This window comes from Serratia sp. TSA_105.2 (genome assembly GCF_052692115.1).
In genome coordinates this window covers 426123-439996 of the sequence record NZ_JBQZFT010000002.1, presented here as the reverse complement: position 1 = coordinate 439996, position 13874 = coordinate 426123, and the positions used below count along the sequence as shown (strand labels likewise).

The 13874-nt window shown below is 60.9% G+C and carries 15 protein-coding genes; 7 read left to right on the top strand and 8 right to left on the bottom strand.

Annotated elements, in window-relative coordinates; genetic code table 11:
- Nucleotides 1–406 precede the first annotated feature (406 nt).
- Nucleotides 407–1312 (top strand): GNAT family N-acetyltransferase, encoded by a 906-nt coding sequence (locus ACUTSC_RS08425; protein ID WP_197766926.1) that lies wholly within the window; start codon nucleotides 407–409, stop codon nucleotides 1310–1312.
- A gap of 84 nt (nucleotides 1313–1396) precedes the next feature.
- Entirely contained in the window at nucleotides 1397–2695 is a 1299-nt protein-coding gene (locus ACUTSC_RS08420) for an SLC13 family permease (protein ID WP_197766653.1), read from the top strand.
- On the opposite strand, the gene dapF is transcribed toward ACUTSC_RS08420, so the two are convergent.
- The 3 genes from dapF to bhsA (ACUTSC_RS08405) all read right to left on the bottom strand — a co-directional run bounded on the left by dapF (nucleotide 2670) and on the right by bhsA (ACUTSC_RS08405) (nucleotide 4366).
- Nucleotides 2670–3545 carry a diaminopimelate epimerase gene (dapF, locus tag ACUTSC_RS08415; RefSeq protein ID WP_123894164.1) on the bottom strand — a complete coding sequence of 292 codons (876 nt, stop codon included), beginning with the start codon at nucleotides 3543–3545 and terminating at the stop codon, nucleotides 2670–2672. The genes ACUTSC_RS08420 and dapF overlap by 26 nt on opposite strands.
- A 113-nt stretch (nucleotides 3546–3658) precedes the next feature.
- On the bottom strand, nucleotides 3659–3916 hold the full coding sequence (gene bhsA / locus ACUTSC_RS08410; RefSeq protein ID WP_004939517.1) for a multiple stress resistance protein BhsA: 258 nt from the start codon (nucleotides 3914–3916) through the stop codon (nucleotides 3659–3661).
- A 192-nt stretch (nucleotides 3917–4108) separates the two neighbouring features.
- Entirely contained in the window at nucleotides 4109–4366 is a 258-nt protein-coding gene (gene bhsA / locus ACUTSC_RS08405; RefSeq protein WP_033637578.1) for a multiple stress resistance protein BhsA, read from the bottom strand.
- Between the two features lie 176 nt (nucleotides 4367–4542).
- Here bhsA (ACUTSC_RS08405) and ACUTSC_RS08400 point away from each other — a divergent pair, with 176 nt between their 5' ends.
- Nucleotides 4543–5187, top strand: coding sequence for a TetR family transcriptional regulator (locus ACUTSC_RS08400; protein WP_197766651.1), 645 nt, complete (start codon nucleotides 4543–4545; stop codon nucleotides 5185–5187).
- Nucleotides 5188–5469: 282 nt separating this feature from the next.
- Here the strand turns inward: ACUTSC_RS08400 and ACUTSC_RS08395 are convergent, their stop codons facing one another.
- From ACUTSC_RS08395 to ACUTSC_RS08380, 4 genes are all read right to left on the bottom strand, one after another.
- Nucleotides 5470–6288, bottom strand: coding sequence for a MetQ/NlpA family ABC transporter substrate-binding protein (locus ACUTSC_RS08395; RefSeq protein WP_038880058.1), 819 nt, complete (start codon nucleotides 6286–6288; stop codon nucleotides 5470–5472).
- A 19-nt stretch (nucleotides 6289–6307) separates the two neighbouring features.
- Nucleotides 6308–6976, bottom strand: coding sequence for a methionine ABC transporter permease (locus ACUTSC_RS08390; RefSeq protein WP_033637581.1), 669 nt, complete (start codon nucleotides 6974–6976; stop codon nucleotides 6308–6310).
- Nucleotides 6969–7994 carry a methionine ABC transporter ATP-binding protein gene (locus ACUTSC_RS08385; RefSeq protein ID WP_445653265.1) on the bottom strand — a complete coding sequence of 342 codons (1026 nt, stop codon included), beginning with the start codon at nucleotides 7992–7994 and terminating at the stop codon, nucleotides 6969–6971. The genes ACUTSC_RS08390 and ACUTSC_RS08385 overlap by 8 nt, the downstream gene beginning before the upstream one ends.
- 265 nt (nucleotides 7995–8259) lie before the next feature.
- Nucleotides 8260–8703, bottom strand: coding sequence for an acetyltransferase (locus ACUTSC_RS08380; RefSeq protein WP_015377088.1), 444 nt, complete (start codon nucleotides 8701–8703; stop codon nucleotides 8260–8262).
- 241 nt (nucleotides 8704–8944) lie between these two features.
- Here ACUTSC_RS08380 and ACUTSC_RS08375 point away from each other — a divergent pair, with 241 nt between their 5' ends.
- The 3 genes from ACUTSC_RS08375 to ACUTSC_RS08365 all read left to right on the top strand — a co-directional run bounded on the left by ACUTSC_RS08375 (nucleotide 8945) and on the right by ACUTSC_RS08365 (nucleotide 11641).
- Complete coding sequence (locus ACUTSC_RS08375) at nucleotides 8945–9817, top strand: oxygenase MpaB family protein (protein ID WP_197766650.1); 873 nt, start codon at nucleotides 8945–8947, stop codon at nucleotides 9815–9817.
- Nucleotides 9818–9980: 163 nt separating this feature from the next.
- Nucleotides 9981–11084, top strand: a complete 1104-nt coding sequence (locus ACUTSC_RS08370) for a suppressor of fused domain protein (protein WP_038880072.1) — start codon at nucleotides 9981–9983, stop codon at nucleotides 11082–11084.
- A gap of 29 nt (nucleotides 11085–11113) precedes the next feature.
- The gene (locus ACUTSC_RS08365) at nucleotides 11114–11641 is read left to right on the top strand and encodes a cysteine hydrolase family protein (RefSeq protein ID WP_063991251.1); all 528 of its coding nucleotides are present in this window, start codon (nucleotides 11114–11116) and stop codon (nucleotides 11639–11641) included.
- Nucleotides 11642–11674: 33 nt separating this feature from the next.
- Here the strand turns inward: ACUTSC_RS08365 and ACUTSC_RS08360 are convergent, their stop codons facing one another.
- Complete coding sequence (locus ACUTSC_RS08360) at nucleotides 11675–12550, bottom strand: NAD(P)-binding domain-containing protein (RefSeq protein WP_197773172.1); 876 nt, start codon at nucleotides 12548–12550, stop codon at nucleotides 11675–11677.
- Between the two features lie 289 nt (nucleotides 12551–12839).
- On the opposite strand from ACUTSC_RS08360, the gene trpS reads away from it, so the two are divergent.
- Nucleotides 12840–13847, top strand: coding sequence for a tryptophan--tRNA ligase (gene trpS, locus ACUTSC_RS08355; RefSeq protein ID WP_197773089.1), 1008 nt, complete (start codon nucleotides 12840–12842; stop codon nucleotides 13845–13847).
- Nucleotides 13848–13874 lie beyond the last annotated feature (27 nt).

Genomic DNA, 13874 nt, shown 5'->3' with positions numbered 1-13874 from the left:
CCCCGTTATAGAAACGCCGCGATCCTGCCATGAATATGTAACAAATTACAACAAGATATCGGCATTAATGCCGCTATTAACATTGTTGTAACCCGTTGGAATGCAATGGATTAGTCTCGATTTTTTCTCTTCATTACAGCGTTTTTCACGATTGTGTATTTTTTGTCTGGGTTATTGTCTTTTTAATCGTAAATACATGGCCATTAATCCTGAAATATTTTAACTAACCAGTTTGTTGTATTGATTAATGTTACGTTTTGCATCAGCTCCTGTGTTATCTCGGGGTTCATGGCGGCTTGATGATCCGTTAAGCTAGTGAAAATTAGGTAACACTATCAACCAAATGTCATTTTTCATCGGTAGCTAATCGGGGATATCAATCGTGAACATCAGGGATTTCAGAGCATTGGCGCGCAGTTTGGTCAGAGAATTCGGCATGTTGAACAAGCAGAGCAACGGCTCGCGCTTTTCGCCGCTGCAGATCCATCTGATGATTGAAGTCAGCGAGCAGCCGCTGGGTGTCACCGAGCTGGCGGCCCGGCTTTGCATCGACAAAGCCAGCGCCAGCCGGGCGCTGCGCAGCCTGGTGGCCGCCGGTGTGATAGAAACGGTGGATCATCCGGATGACAAGCGGCACAACCTGCATCGGCTGAGTAAAAAGGGCGGCAAGGCGCTGGCCGGCATCGAGAGCGACGCCGACGGTTTTATGCAGGCGGCGCTGGCGCAATTGGACGACGATGAGCTGGCGAGTACCACTGCGGCGATGAAAAAGATGACTGCGGCGCTGCGCAGCGCGCGCAAACAGCGCGACGCCAATCTGCAGGTGCGGCCGATCGCCGTGCGCGACGATGCGGCGATGGCGGCGATCATTCGCGACGTGTTTCGCGAGTACGGCATGGACAAGATGGAAGGCGTCAGCCTGCACGATCCGGATCTCGATCGGCTGACCGGTCTGTATCGCGACAACGGCGGCCACTACTGGGTGCTGGAGCGGGACGGGCAGGTGGTGGGGGGCGTCGGCATGGCGCCGCTGGCGGGCGAAGAGCCCGGCTATTGCGAGTTGCAGAAGCTGTTCTTCAAACCCGGCGCGCGTGGGCTGGGCATGGCGCGCTATATGGTGGTGCAGGCGCTGAAGGCGGCGCGGGCGGCGGGGTATCGCTACTGTTACCTGGAAACCACCGAACAGTTGAAAGAGGCGATCGGGTTGTACTACGCGCTGGGATTCACGCTGCTGACGGAACGGCGCGGCAACACCGGCCATCACGGCTGCAACGTGTGCATGCTGAAAAATCTGAAGAACGACGATATGTGAGCGGTTTCAAGGTTAGCGCCCGCGCCTTGTGCCACCCTGTTAACCGTTTGATAACAATCACAACGTTTTATCAGGGAGGAAACTATGTTGGGGGATCCGATGGCGCTGTCCGCGCTGGTCACGCTGGTGGTCATCGCGCTATGGGCCAGCGCCCGCTTGCCGGAGTATTTGGTTGCGCTGCTGTTCTTCGCGGCGGTGATGGTGTTGCAGCTGGCGCCCGCCGCGGTGACCTTTTCCGGTTTCGCGTCTTCCGCATTCTGGCTGGTGCTCAGCGGTTTCGTGCTGGGCACCGCCATCCGCAGCACCGGCTTGGCGGATCGCCTGGCCAACCGGCTCTTGCCGCACCTGGCCGGCTCCTGGCCCCGCCTGGTGGGCGGGGTGGTGGCGATAAGCTACGCGCTGGCGTTTGTCATGCCTTCCAACATGGGGCGCATTACGCTGCTGATGCCGATCGTCATGGCGTTGGCCGATCGCGCCGGTCTGGCTGAGGGCACGCGCGGCCGCATCGGTTTGGCGCTGGCGGTGGGGTTCGGCACCTTCCAGCTCTCCGCCAGCATTCTGCCGGCCAACGTGCCCAACCTGGTGATGAGCGGCGCGGCGGAAAGCGCCTACGGCAGCCACTTCGCTTATCTCTCCTACCTGCTGTTGCACGCCCCGGTGCTCGGGATCGCCAAAGGCGCGCTGCTGACGCTGTGCATCTGCGGCCTGTTCCGTGCGCGGCCACAGCCGGTGGCGGCCGAGGCGGCGCAAACCCCGCTCAGCGCCGCCGAATGGCGGCTGATCGCGCTGTTGGGCACCACGGTGTTGCTGTGGATGACCGACAGCTGGCACGGCATCGCTCCCGCCTGGATAGGGTTGGCGGCGGCCTGCGTTTGCCTGCTGCCGCGCATCGGGTTTCTCAACGGCGAGCAGTTCGCCGCCGGGGTTAACGTGCGCACCTGCATTTACGTGGCGGGGATCCTGGGGCTGACCGCGCTGGTCAGCCACTCGGGGCTTGGTGATCGGCTGGGCGGTGCGCTGCTGGCGATGATGCCGGATCTGCACGGCAAACCGTTCACCGCGTTCGGTTCGTTGGTGGGGATCACCGCGTTGCTGAATTTCGTGGTGACCGCCAACGGCGTGCCGGCGCTGTTTACCCCGCTGGCGCAGGCGCTGTCCGCAGGCAGCGGCCTGCCGCTGCTGACGGTGCTGATGACCCAGGTGATCGGTTATGCCACGCCGCTGCTGCCGTATCAGGCCTCGCCGATCGTGGTGGCGATGGGGATGGGCAAAGTGCCGGCGCGTGAAGGACTGAAGCTGTGCCTGCTGTTGGCCGCGCTCAGCTTCGTACTGCTGGTGCCGTTGGATTATCTGTGGTTCAGGCTGCTGGGGTGGATCCCGTAAACAGCCCCGCGCCGCCGGCAAAACAATCTTCGTCCAGCGTCAGGGTGGCGATTTTATGCACCGGTCCGCGCATGCTGACCTGAAAATCGCCGCTGAAGGCGATCTGCAGTTCGCCGCCCGGCATCCGCACGCTAACCCGATCGCCGACTCGTCCCAACTTGCGCATCACGCTGGCGGCGGCGCAGCTGCTGCTGCCGGAGGCGAGGGTAAAACCGGCGCCGCGCTCCCAGATGCCGATGCGCAGCGTCTGGCGATCGACCACTTCCACCAGTTGTACATTGGTGCGTTTCGGGAACAGCGGATGGCGTTCAATCTGCGGTCCGAGCCGATGCACCTGCGCCAGATCCAGTTTTTCCACCGGCACCACGCAGTGCGGGTTGCCCATCGACACCAACGAAACGCTTAACGTCTCCTCCATCAGGGGCAGCGGATAGTTCAGTGCCTCCGGCAGATCGATCAAGGCCGGCAGCGCCGCCGGGCTGAAATTGGCGCGCCCCATCTCCACGGTTATCTGATGCGCGTCTTCCGCCACCTGGCAACGCACATCGCCGCCGGCGGTATGCACCAGAAACGGCTGATGCCCCACGCGCTCGCTGTCGAACAGATACCGCGCGTAGATACGCAGGCCGTTGCCGCTTTTCTCCGCTTCGGAGCCGTCCGGGTTGATGATGCGCAGGGTGGGATTGACGGCGTCGCCGCTGTCGATCAGCAGGCCATCGGAACCGATGCCGTAATGCGGGTGGCACAGCAGGCGGATCTGTTCCTGGCTCAGACGATCGGCGACCGAACGGTGGCAAACCAGGTAGTCGTTGCCCAGGCCGTGATATTTGTGAAACAGCAGGGGAGTCATGGCGTTGCTCGGCTCAGCAAGAAAAGGTTGCTACAGCTTACAACAGAACGTTGGCGTCAAAACAAACAAAAGGCGGCCTGAGCCGCCCTTTTGCGCGATTGCCGGTGTGGCAATTAATTGTAGATGATCGCGGTACCGTGCAGTTTGTTGTCGCCGGTGGTGGCGATGATCTGGAAGGATTTGGCGCCGGCTGCGTCGGCTTTGGCCGCCAGTTTGTTTTCCAGGCTGCTCAGGTCGGACGCACCGCTGACGGTGACGACGCCTGCTTTTTGCAGATCGGCCGGTTGAGCGTTGACCAGTTCGGCGGCGAAGCTGCCGAAGGAGACGGAAGCCAGTGCGATGGCGGCGATGGTCATTTTCAGGTTTTTCATGGTCTTATTTCCTATCTGTGTTCTTTACAATGTTTGTTTGGTAAGGTCGTTAAATTAATTAATGATCGATAATTTAATGTTAGATGCCGGTTTGACAGATTGCAAGTATTTTTTTAATGCTCGTTAATTAATTTTTTTTACGCCCTGGCGTTGTGAGCAAAAGAACAGGCAATCTGTTGGCTTAATGCGTTGTTATTGATAGATTTCTGCAGTGCCGTGCAGCTGGTTGTTACCGCCGGCGCCGATGATGCGGAAGGATTTTGCACCGGCTTGATCGGCTTTGGCGGCCAGGCTGCTTTCCAGCGAGGTCAGATCGGATGCGCCGCTGACGGTGATGACGCCCACTTTCTGCTGGTCTGCCGGTTGGTTCTGGACCAAATCAGCGGCGAAGCTGCCGAAGGAAACGCTGGCCAGAGTGAGAGCTGCTAAGGTTAATTTTAAGTTTTTCATAATGTTATTTCCTTTCCGATAACGGTGAATAGAGGGGGTTAATCCGCTTCGCTAAATTATCTTAACGATCGATAACTAAATGCTAATCGGTTCTCGACGAGGGCGCAATATTTTTTTATAATGATCGTTAAGTTATTTGTGCTAACCCTGCCGTGGAGCGGGATAGGAGAGGAACGATGAGCATCAATGAAACGGTTTGCGGCAAAAAAAGCCGTGGCAGACCGAAACAATTTGATCGCGACCGGGCGCTGGAAAGCGCGCTCGATCTGTTCTGGCGGCACGGTTATGAAGCTACCTCGCTGGCCGATCTGGTGGAAGTGACCGGCGCCAAGGCGCCAACGCTGTATGCGGAATTCGGTAACAAAGAAGGGATGTTCCGCGCGGCGGTGGAGCGCTATCTGCAGAAATACACCACCTGCACCAACCAACTGTTGGAGCAGGATCTGCCGGTGGCCGAGATCGTCGAAGCCTACGTGCGTTCTTCCGCCGAGGTGTTTACCGACCCCGACACGCCGTCAGGCTGCTTTATGGTGTGCGCCTCCGCCGCGCTGTCGTCGGCGTCCGATGATGTCGCCCAGATGCTGCGCAGGAAGCATCATGCGCAGGAAGCGGCGCTGAAGGCCTGCTTCGATCGCAAGGTGCAGCAGGGCGAACTGCTGGCGAAAACCGACACCGTACTGCTGGCGAAATACGTGATTTGCACCATTGAAGGCATGTCGGTGCAGGCCCGCGAAGGGGCAAGCCGGAGCGATCTGCTGCGGTTGCTGGAGGCGTTGATGCTGGTGTGGCCGCGGCTCAGCCAGATTGGCAATAAGGTGTAACAACCGGCCCGGTTTTTACCGCAATGCTGATCAGTTAGCGTTTTTCTGCAGGCGTTCGTGACATTTTCGGTCGATAAAAGTGAGATGCCCCATGTGGCTCACGCATCTCGACCGAGCCAGGGGCCGCGCCATCGGCCCCTCCAATTGCCGTTCATATTGGCCACAGAGAAATGCGGACATTTACGGCAATTCCCCTGCACAGAACGCCCAGAGGCTGGATAAAAAAATGCCACTCAGGCTTAAGTGAGCGGCATTGCGGCTTTTACCGGGCCGTGTAACCGATTACTGATTGACCGGGATCACCGCGCCCTGGTATTTCTCGCGGATAAAGTCCTGAATCGGTTTGGAGTGTAGTACCTTGACCAGCGCCACGATCTCCGGTTTGTTCACGTCGGCCTTGTGCACGGTGATGATGTTGGCGTACGGGTTGTTTTCGCCGCTTTCGACCGCGATCGGATCTTTGGTCGGATTCAGCCCGGCGTCGATGGCGTAGTTGGCGTTGATCACCACCGCGTCGCCTTCGTCGTTGTTGTACATCTGCGGCAGCAGCGCGCCTTCAACGTTGGCCTGGAACTTCAGGTGTTTCGGGTTTTCCACCACGTCGCTGATGCGCGCGTCCACCTTGCTCACCCCCGGCTTCAGCTTAATCACGCCTTCCCGTTCAAAAATAGACAGGATGCGGCCTTCTTCCGCCACCGCGTCGCGCATGATGATTTTGCCGTTTTCCGGCAGATCTTTCAGGCTCTTGTACTTCTTCGAGTAGATGCCGATAGGCTCAATATGGATCGCGCCGGCGCTGACGAAGTCGTAGCTCTTGTCGTCGGCGTGGTCTTTCAGCACCGAGTTCAGGTAAGGCACGTGCTGGAAGTAGTTGGCGTCGATGTCGTGGCTGGCCAAGGCGGTATTCGGCAGGATGTAGTCCTGAAAGCGCTTGATCTGCAGATCGATGCCTTCCTTCGCCAGTATCGGCTTGGCCTGTTCGAGGATCTCGGCGTGCGGCACGTTGGAGGCGCCGACCACCAGCTTGGTCGCTGCCGTGGCGCCAAAAGAGGCGAGGGTGGCGACGGAGGCGAAAGCCAACATCAGTAGGTGCTTTTTCATCATCGTTTTCCTTGGTTAATTAACGTTTATCGAGCGTTCTTGTCAGGGTGTCGCCGATGAACTGAATGACGAAAACGATCAGCAGGATCGTCAGCGTCGCCACCAGCGTCACGTCACTGTGGTTGCGTTGGAACCCTTCCAGATAGGCCAGGTTGCCCAGGCCACCGGCGCCGATCACCCCGGCCATCGCGGTGTAGCTCACCAGCGCGATCAGGGTGACGGTGATGCCGGAAACCAGCGCCGGCGAGCTCTCCGGCAGCAATACGCGGAAAATCAGGGTGCGGTTTTTGGCGCCCATCGAGCGCGCCGCTTCGATCACCCCTTTGTCGACCTCGCGCAGCGCGATCTCTACCAGCCGGGCGTAGAACGGCGCCGCGCCGACGATCAGCGCCGGCAGGGCCGCGTCCGCACCGAGAATGGTGCCGATCAGCGATTTGGTGAACGGGATCAGCAGCACGATCAGAATGATGAACGGAATGGAGCGGAAGACGTTGACCAGTACGGAGATCAGCGAGTAGACCGCCCGGTTCTGCCACAGCTGGCCCTTGGAGGTTAAAAACAGCAGCACGCCGAGCACAATGCCCAGCACCAGCGTGGCCAAACCGGCGATGCCGGTCATGTACAGCGTTTCCCAGGTGGCGTCCCACAGTTGATCCAGACGCAGGTGGGGGAACAGGGATTCAATCATGTTGGATAACCTCGACGGCGATGTCTCTTTCGTGCAGCAGGTTGAGCATGTCGGCGACTTGTTGTTCGTTGCCTTCGGCGTGGATATACAGTTCGCCGAACGAACCGTTGAGGGTGTGGCTGATCTTGCCGTGCAGAATGTTGACGGTCAGGGCGTAGCGCCGGATCACTTCAGAGATCACCGCCTGATGGGTTTGCACGCCGACGAAGGTCAGCTTGAAAATCGCCCCCGGCAGGTGAGCGGTGAGCAGCGGGTTGAAGCTCTCTTCGGTGTCCGCATACTGTGGCACCTGTTTGACGAACTGCCGGGTGATCGGCTGCTGCGGCCGGGTGAACACGTCGAGTACCGGGCCTTCTTCGACGATGCGGCCGTTTTCCATCACCGCCACGCGGTGGCAGATTTTGCGCACCACGTGCATCTCGTGGGTGATCAGCACGATGGTCAATTTCAGCTGGCGGTTGATGTCCAGCAGCAGGTCGAGAATGGCGTCAGTGGTCTGCGGGTCGAGCGCCGAGGTGGCCTCGTCGCACAGCAGCACGCTCGGGTTATTGGCCAGCGCGCGGGCGATGCCGACGCGCTGTTTCTGGCCGCCGCTGAGCTGCGACGGGTAGGCGTCTTCGCGCCCCTGCAGACCGACCAGCGCGATCAGTTCCGCCACGCGCGGCGCAATCTGCGCCTTGGGCACGCCGGCGATCTGCATGGAAAAAGCGATGTTTTGGCTGACGGTGCGCGACCACAGTAGGTTGAAGTGCTGGAACACCATGCTGATTTTCAGGCGCGCCTGGCGCAGGTGGCTGCCTTTGGCGCGGGCGATATCGAAGCCGCCTACGTCAATGCGGCCGCTGGTGGGCGTTTCCAGGCCGTTAAGCAGGCGGATGAGCGTGCTTTTGCCGGCGCCGCTGTAGCCGATGATGCCGTAAATTTGCCCGGCCTCTACCGCCAGACTGACATTGTCTACCGCCACGACGCGGCCCTGTGTGCTGTCAAAAGTTTTGCAAACGTTCGAAAGAACGATCATAGCGAAGCGGATCCTTATCGATACATCACAGTATTCCGTCCAGAGCGCGGTGCGCCGGACAGGGATCGTTCGGCTTTTCTGCAGGGCACAACCCGGCGGGGAGTGGCGGACGGAATCTCTGTTGCGGGTGAATACCGGGCAATCCTACCGAGGGTTTATAGTGACAGGAAGAATGTAAATTCTATTACTTATTCTGATTTGATATATAAAACGGCGGGTGAAACAGGGGGGGAGAAAACCGGCCGCAGGGCGGCCGGTGGGAGGGCTAGCGTTTGTCCAGCTTCATGTGCAGCAGCGGGAACGGATTGCCCTGGCCGTCGAGCGGCGAGCGGCCGGTGATGACAAACCCGTAGTGGCGGTAGAAGCCGCTGGCCTGCGGATTTTGCTCGTTCACGTCCAGCTGCAGTTCATCGTGCAGCGTTTCCGCGTGGGTCAGCAGCGCTTTGCCCACCCCTTTGCCGCGCTGATCGGCGTCGATAAACAGCATCTCCACCTTGTTGCCGTTCAGGCCGATAAAGCCGCAGGGGTGCCCCGGCCGCTCTTCGGCCACCCAGACGTTAACCGCCGGCAGGTAGTCGTTCAGCACCAGCGGGAACAGCTGCGCGATGTTGTCTTCGGTTAAAAAATGGTGAGTGGCGCGCACCGAACGCAGCCAGATATCTGCCAATTGCGCGTTGTCTTCCGCCGCGCGTGCTCTGATGGTAATCATCGAACTCTCTGCTATCTAAGTTGGAGGAAAAAAACTAGATAGAGGTTTTGTGGGGTTAGTGCCGAATTAACGTGGGTTAACGCCCTGCAAAGCGCCTCTGCAGTGGATCGAATAGGCCCGCCTTTCTGCCAGCGGTATAACAACTGTAATTCAGTAAGTTAATGCTTTCAACCGCCGCGGGGCGTAATGGGGCGGCCGCCGCGTGATACACTGGCCGCTGAATGAGCGAGAGGGCAGCAGGATGGAAGCGGTACGCGCAGCGATAGAAAAACAGGTGCTCAGCCTGACCGGGCTGGCGCTCGGCGGCGTCGATTTTGAGAACCCACCGGGCGATCCGGGCTTGTTCGGCCCGCAGTCGGTCATCTGGCAGGTTCACCGCGATTTCACCCCGATGCTGTGCGGCGGCGTCAGCGCCTTGCTGCTGCAGATGCTGCACCCGCTGGCGCTGGCCGGGGTGTGGGATCACTCCAACTTCCGCGAAGATATGATTGGCCGCCTGCGCCGCACCAGCCAGTTCGTGTCGGTCACCACCTTCGGCCCGACCGCCGAGGCGGAGCGGCTGATCGCCAAAGTCAAAGCCATCCATCTGCGGGTGACCGGCGTCGGCAGCGACGGCATGCCTTATGCCGCCAGCGATCCGGCGCTGCTGACCTGGGTGCACGTCGCGGAGAGCAGCCGTTTTCTGGCCAGCCACCTGCGCTACCGCAACCCCCATCTTTCCCGCGATTTGCAGGATCAATACTACCGCGAAGCGGCGCGCGTGGCCGCCGCGCTGGGGGCGACCGCAATTCCTCAGTCCTGCGCGGAGGTCGAAGAGTACCTGCAGGCGATGCGGCCGCAGCTGGTCTGCGATGAACGCACGCAAGAGGTGGCGCGCATTCTGCTGAAGGCGCCGGCGCCGAGCGCATTGGCGCGCCCGCTCGGTGGGGTGGTGATGCAGGCGGGCATCGATCTGTTACCCGATTGGGCGCAGCGGCAGTTCGGTTTTCATCCGGGCGCGCTGCGGCGGCGGCTGGTGCGAACGGGCGCCGCAGGCCTCGGCAAGGTGCTGGGCGCGTCGATGCGCAACGGCTCCTATCAGCGCGCGGTGCGGCGCATCACTCAGCCGTTATGAGCCACAGCCGCTATAATTAACCTTTGTTTATCTTCGTTTACGGACGCTTTTGAGACTTTTACGGGTGATCCGGTCAGTAATGCGTTTTACACTTGGGGGCAAAGCCACATTCCATTTTTGGCGCGCAGCCGATTCTGCCGCGCCCTGACCCTATTGAGGTGATATGAACGAGTCATACGTACTTGCTGAAGTCAGCAATGAGAACCAGACGCTGGTTGCGGTGGTTCAGCAAGATCACCGGGCAGCCTATTTTTATATCTATCCCGCCGAAGCCTACAGCGATCGCTATCAGGTGCGCGCCTGCTGGCTGCGCAACCTGGCCGCCGCGCCGCTGCAGGAAGATCGCGCCGCGCTGGAACAAGGGCAGCCGCCGATGCTGGCGGCGGAGTATTGCCGCAACCTGGAAGGCGAAGCGCCGCTGAACCCGGAAGGGCTGATGGTGGTGTGGAGCGAAAGCGACGACGGCGCGGCCCTGTGGTATTACGGCCAACTGCTGGCGGTGATCCCCGGCTGGAGTCTGTATATCGACCATTCGGTGTGCTATTCCGCCAGCTGCATCAAGGAGAGCCCGTTGGCTTATCCGCTCGGCTCGGCCTCGACCAACACCCAGTATGCCCAGGCGGAGAGCACCCGCCAGTTCTGGCGCAGCTGGCAGCGTGAAGAGGGCAATCCGTGGCCGAAGATGCAGCGCGATTTTCAGGCGCGCTATGAGCCGCATTTTGGCCCTTCGGTGAAGTACTACGCCATCGATCAGGGCAAGTGGCCACCGATGGCCATCACCCAGCACGAGCGTGACGGCATCTATTACTTCCTCACCATGGGGGTCAGCATTCGGCCGATGCCGTGGGTGGAGATCCTGTTCAACGACGAGGCTTCGCGCTATCGCCGCATGGAGATGGCGATTGCCATCGACAGCCAATACATGACCGAAGACAACGCGGTGCAGATGGCCAGCGCGTTGGCCGGTTTCGCGCACGCGCCGTGGGCGCGGCTGACCTGGATCGGTGAAGGGCATACGCTGGAGTCGGACGTGGCGCCGCTGGGCTACGAGGGTTATATTTTATCGTCGTCCTTCTACCCGCATAGTGCGCACCTGGCTCTGCCGCAGCAGTACGGCGATCCGGTGAACCTGTTCTGGGCCAGCCCGGTGTTTACCGCCGAGCGGCAGCTGGCACACGCCACGCCGAACGGCGGGCACGATCTGGTGAATCGGCTGCGGGAGCAGGGCGTCGACCATATTTTCCGCCCGCGCCAGCCGGTGTGCTGACGCCACTTATCTTCTCTTCGGGAGCCGCCATGACCACCGCGCTGTTGATTATCGATGTGCAGGAAGGATTGTTTACGCCGCCGCCGGCGGATGCTGCGGGCACCGTTGCGCGCATCAATCAGCTGAGCGAGCGCGCCCGCTTGGCGGGCGTGCCGGTTGTCGTGATTCAGCACCACACGCCGGACGATGAGCTGCGGCACGGCAGCGCCGCCTGGCAAGTGCTCGCGGCGCTGAAGGTGGCGCCGGGCGATCACCGGGTGGATAAAACCACGCCGGACTCGTTCCTGCGCACCTCACTGGGCGCGTTACTGATCGCCAACGGTGTATCGCAGCTGGTGGTTTGCGGCTACTCCACGCCGTTTTGCATCGACACCACGGTGCGCAGCGCGGCGGCGCACGGTTATCCGGTGACGCTGGCGGCGGATGCCCACACCTGCCACGACAAACCCTATGCCGACGGTTTGCTGATCCGCACCCACCATAACGAGACGCTGTCGAATATCGAAAGCTTCGGCGTGCCGATCCGCGCCGTTCCCGCGGCAGACATCGTGTTCTGAGAACGGAAAAACGGGGGCCGAGGCCCCCGTTCGTTATTTCAGGCCCGCCCGCCGCGCCGCCACCTTGGCCAGCGCGGCCCAGTCCAGATCCGCATCCCCCTGCGCCATCGCGTCGAGGAAGTTGTCTTTCAGCACCCCGGCGAACGGCATCGGCGTATGGCTGTCGGCCCCGGCGGCCAGCGCCAGCCCGACGTCCTTCAGCCCCAGCGCCAGCCGGAATCCGGCGGGGGAATACTTCTCGGCGGCGATCAGCGCGCCATAGCCCTGATAGGCCGGGGCGGCGAAGACGGTGCTACTCAGCATCTGCAGGTAGTCGGCGCCGGACACGCCGTAGTTGCGCACCAGCGCGCTGCCTTCCGCCATCGCTTCAATGGCGCTGGCCAGCGTAAAGTTGGTGGCGATTTTGACGACGTTGGCCTGCGCCGGATCGGCGCCGAAGTGCCAGGTTTTCTGGCCGAGGGCATCGAACAGCGGCTGCGCTTTCTTCAGGAGCTCGCTATCGCCGGCCGCCAGAATATTCAGCTTGCCGGCGGCCGCCACGTCGACCCGCCCCAGCACCGGCGCGGCGAGATAGCCGATGCCGTGTTCCGCATGCAGCGCCGTCAAACGCTGGGCGAGTTCGACCGAGATGGTCGCCATATTGATATGCAGCGCGCCCGGTTTCATCCGCTGCAGCAACCCGCTGCCCACCACCACCTGTTGCGTGGCGGCATCGTCGGCCAGCATGGTGATCAGCACGTCGGCATCGGCCAGCTGCTCCGGCCGTTCGGCCTGCCGTGCGCCGGCGCTCACCAGCGGCTGCGCCGCCTGCGGCGAACGGTTCCATACCGTTAAGGCGAAGCCCGCCTGCAACAGGTTGGCCGCCATGGCGCTGCCCATCCCACCCAGTCCGGCAAATCCGATCTTCATCATGCGCTCCTTTTTCAGGTTGAAGGTTTTACCCTAGCGCGCCAGGCCAGGAACGCAAATGCTGGAGTGTAACGCCGTCTTACGCGCCGGCGGCGGGCTATTGACGCGCTGCCGCTGCGGGTATACCTTGATGGCATGAATATATTGATGCACTCCACCCACAATCAGTCATGGTGGCGCCTCTTCTGAGGCGGCACGAGTATTCACATCTCTTTTAATGCCGCCGGTTTGGCGGCATTGTTTTTTGTGGCGTTGATCCGGCGGTCTACAGACCTTCAGGAGCACTGTCATGAGCTACACCATTCTTACCGGCGATCGCGCCACCGGCCCACTGCATTTAGGCCACTTCGTCGGCTCGCTGCGCCAGCGCGCCGAACTGCAGCACCAGCATAACCAAACGGTGATGGTGGCGGATCTGCAGGGCCTGACCGACAACGGCAACAACCCGCAAAAAATCAGCGCCAACGTGCTCAATGTCGTGGCCGACTATTTGGCGGTGGGCATCGATCCGCACAAGACCACGATCTGCCTGCAGTCGGCGCTGCCAGCATTGACCGAGCTGACGATGTACTACCTCAACCTGGTCAGCGTGGCGCGGCTGGAACGCAACCCGACGGTGAAAAACGAAATCGCCGAGAAGGATTTCGCCCGCAGCCTGCCGGCCGGTTTTTTGATCTATCCGGTCAGCCAGGCGGCGGACATCACCGCCTTTGGCGCCACCCACGTGCCGGTCGGTGAGGATCAACTGCCGATGCTGGAGCAAACCAACGAGATCGTGCGGCGCTTCAACCACATCGTCGGCCAACCGGTGCTGACGGAGTGCCAGCCGCTGTTAAGCAACGTCGGGCGTCTGCCGGGGCTGGACGGGCAGGGCAAAATGTCGAAATCGCGCGGCAACGCCATCCCGCTGGGCGCCGGCGCCGACGAGGTGCACAAGGCGGTGATGAGCATGTTCACCGATCCCGGCCATCTCAACGTCAGCGATCCCGGCCGGGTGGAGGGCAACATGGTGTTCACCTACCTGGACGCCTTCTGCGAAGACGCCGCGTTGGTAGCGGAGCTGAAGGCGCATTACCGCCGCGGCGGGTTGGGGGACGTGAAAATCAAACGGCTGCTGGAGGATTGCCTGCAGAGCCTGCTTGAGCCGATCCGCACCCGCCGCGCCGAATTCATCGCCGATAAAGGCGAGCTGACGCGCATCCTGCAGCACGGCACCCGCCGCGCGCATCAGGTCAGCCAGCAGACGCTGCAGCAGGTCAAGAGGGCGCTGGGGCTGGACTTCTTCACCCTGGCGTGAGGCGAACGCCGGGGCGGCACGCGTCAC

What these genes read in the sequence shown, in the direction of transcription:
- ACUTSC_RS08420 (WP_197766653.1), top strand. Translation starts at nt 1,397, where the DNA reads ATGTTGGGGGATCCGATGGCGCTGTCCGCGCTGGTCACGCTGGTGGTC.
- dapF (WP_123894164.1), bottom strand. Translation starts at nt 3,545, where the DNA reads ATGACTCCCCTGCTGTTTCACAAATATCACGGCCTGGGCAACGACTAC.
- bhsA (WP_004939517.1), bottom strand. Translation starts at nt 3,916, where the DNA reads ATGAAAAACCTGAAAATGACCATCGCCGCCATCGCACTGGCTTCCGTC.
- bhsA (WP_033637578.1), bottom strand. Translation starts at nt 4,366, where the DNA reads ATGAAAAACTTAAAATTAACCTTAGCAGCTCTCACTCTGGCCAGCGTT.
- ACUTSC_RS08400 (WP_197766651.1), top strand. Translation starts at nt 4,543, where the DNA reads ATGAGCATCAATGAAACGGTTTGCGGCAAAAAAAGCCGTGGCAGACCG.
- ACUTSC_RS08395 (WP_038880058.1), bottom strand. Translation starts at nt 6,288, where the DNA reads ATGAAAAAGCACCTACTGATGTTGGCTTTCGCCTCCGTCGCCACCCTC.
- ACUTSC_RS08390 (WP_033637581.1), bottom strand. Translation starts at nt 6,976, where the DNA reads ATGATTGAATCCCTGTTCCCCCACCTGCGTCTGGATCAACTGTGGGAC.
- ACUTSC_RS08385 (WP_445653265.1), bottom strand. Translation starts at nt 7,994, where the DNA reads ATGATCGTTCTTTCGAACGTTTGCAAAACTTTTGACAGCACACAGGGC.
- ACUTSC_RS08380 (WP_015377088.1), bottom strand. Translation starts at nt 8,703, where the DNA reads ATGATTACCATCAGAGCACGCGCGGCGGAAGACAACGCGCAATTGGCA.
- ACUTSC_RS08375 (WP_197766650.1), top strand. Translation starts at nt 8,945, where the DNA reads ATGGAAGCGGTACGCGCAGCGATAGAAAAACAGGTGCTCAGCCTGACC.
- ACUTSC_RS08370 (WP_038880072.1), top strand. Translation starts at nt 9,981, where the DNA reads ATGAACGAGTCATACGTACTTGCTGAAGTCAGCAATGAGAACCAGACG.
- ACUTSC_RS08365 (WP_063991251.1), top strand. Translation starts at nt 11,114, where the DNA reads ATGACCACCGCGCTGTTGATTATCGATGTGCAGGAAGGATTGTTTACG.
- ACUTSC_RS08360 (WP_197773172.1), bottom strand. Translation starts at nt 12,550, where the DNA reads ATGAAGATCGGATTTGCCGGACTGGGTGGGATGGGCAGCGCCATGGCG.
- trpS (WP_197773089.1), top strand. Translation starts at nt 12,840, where the DNA reads ATGAGCTACACCATTCTTACCGGCGATCGCGCCACCGGCCCACTGCAT.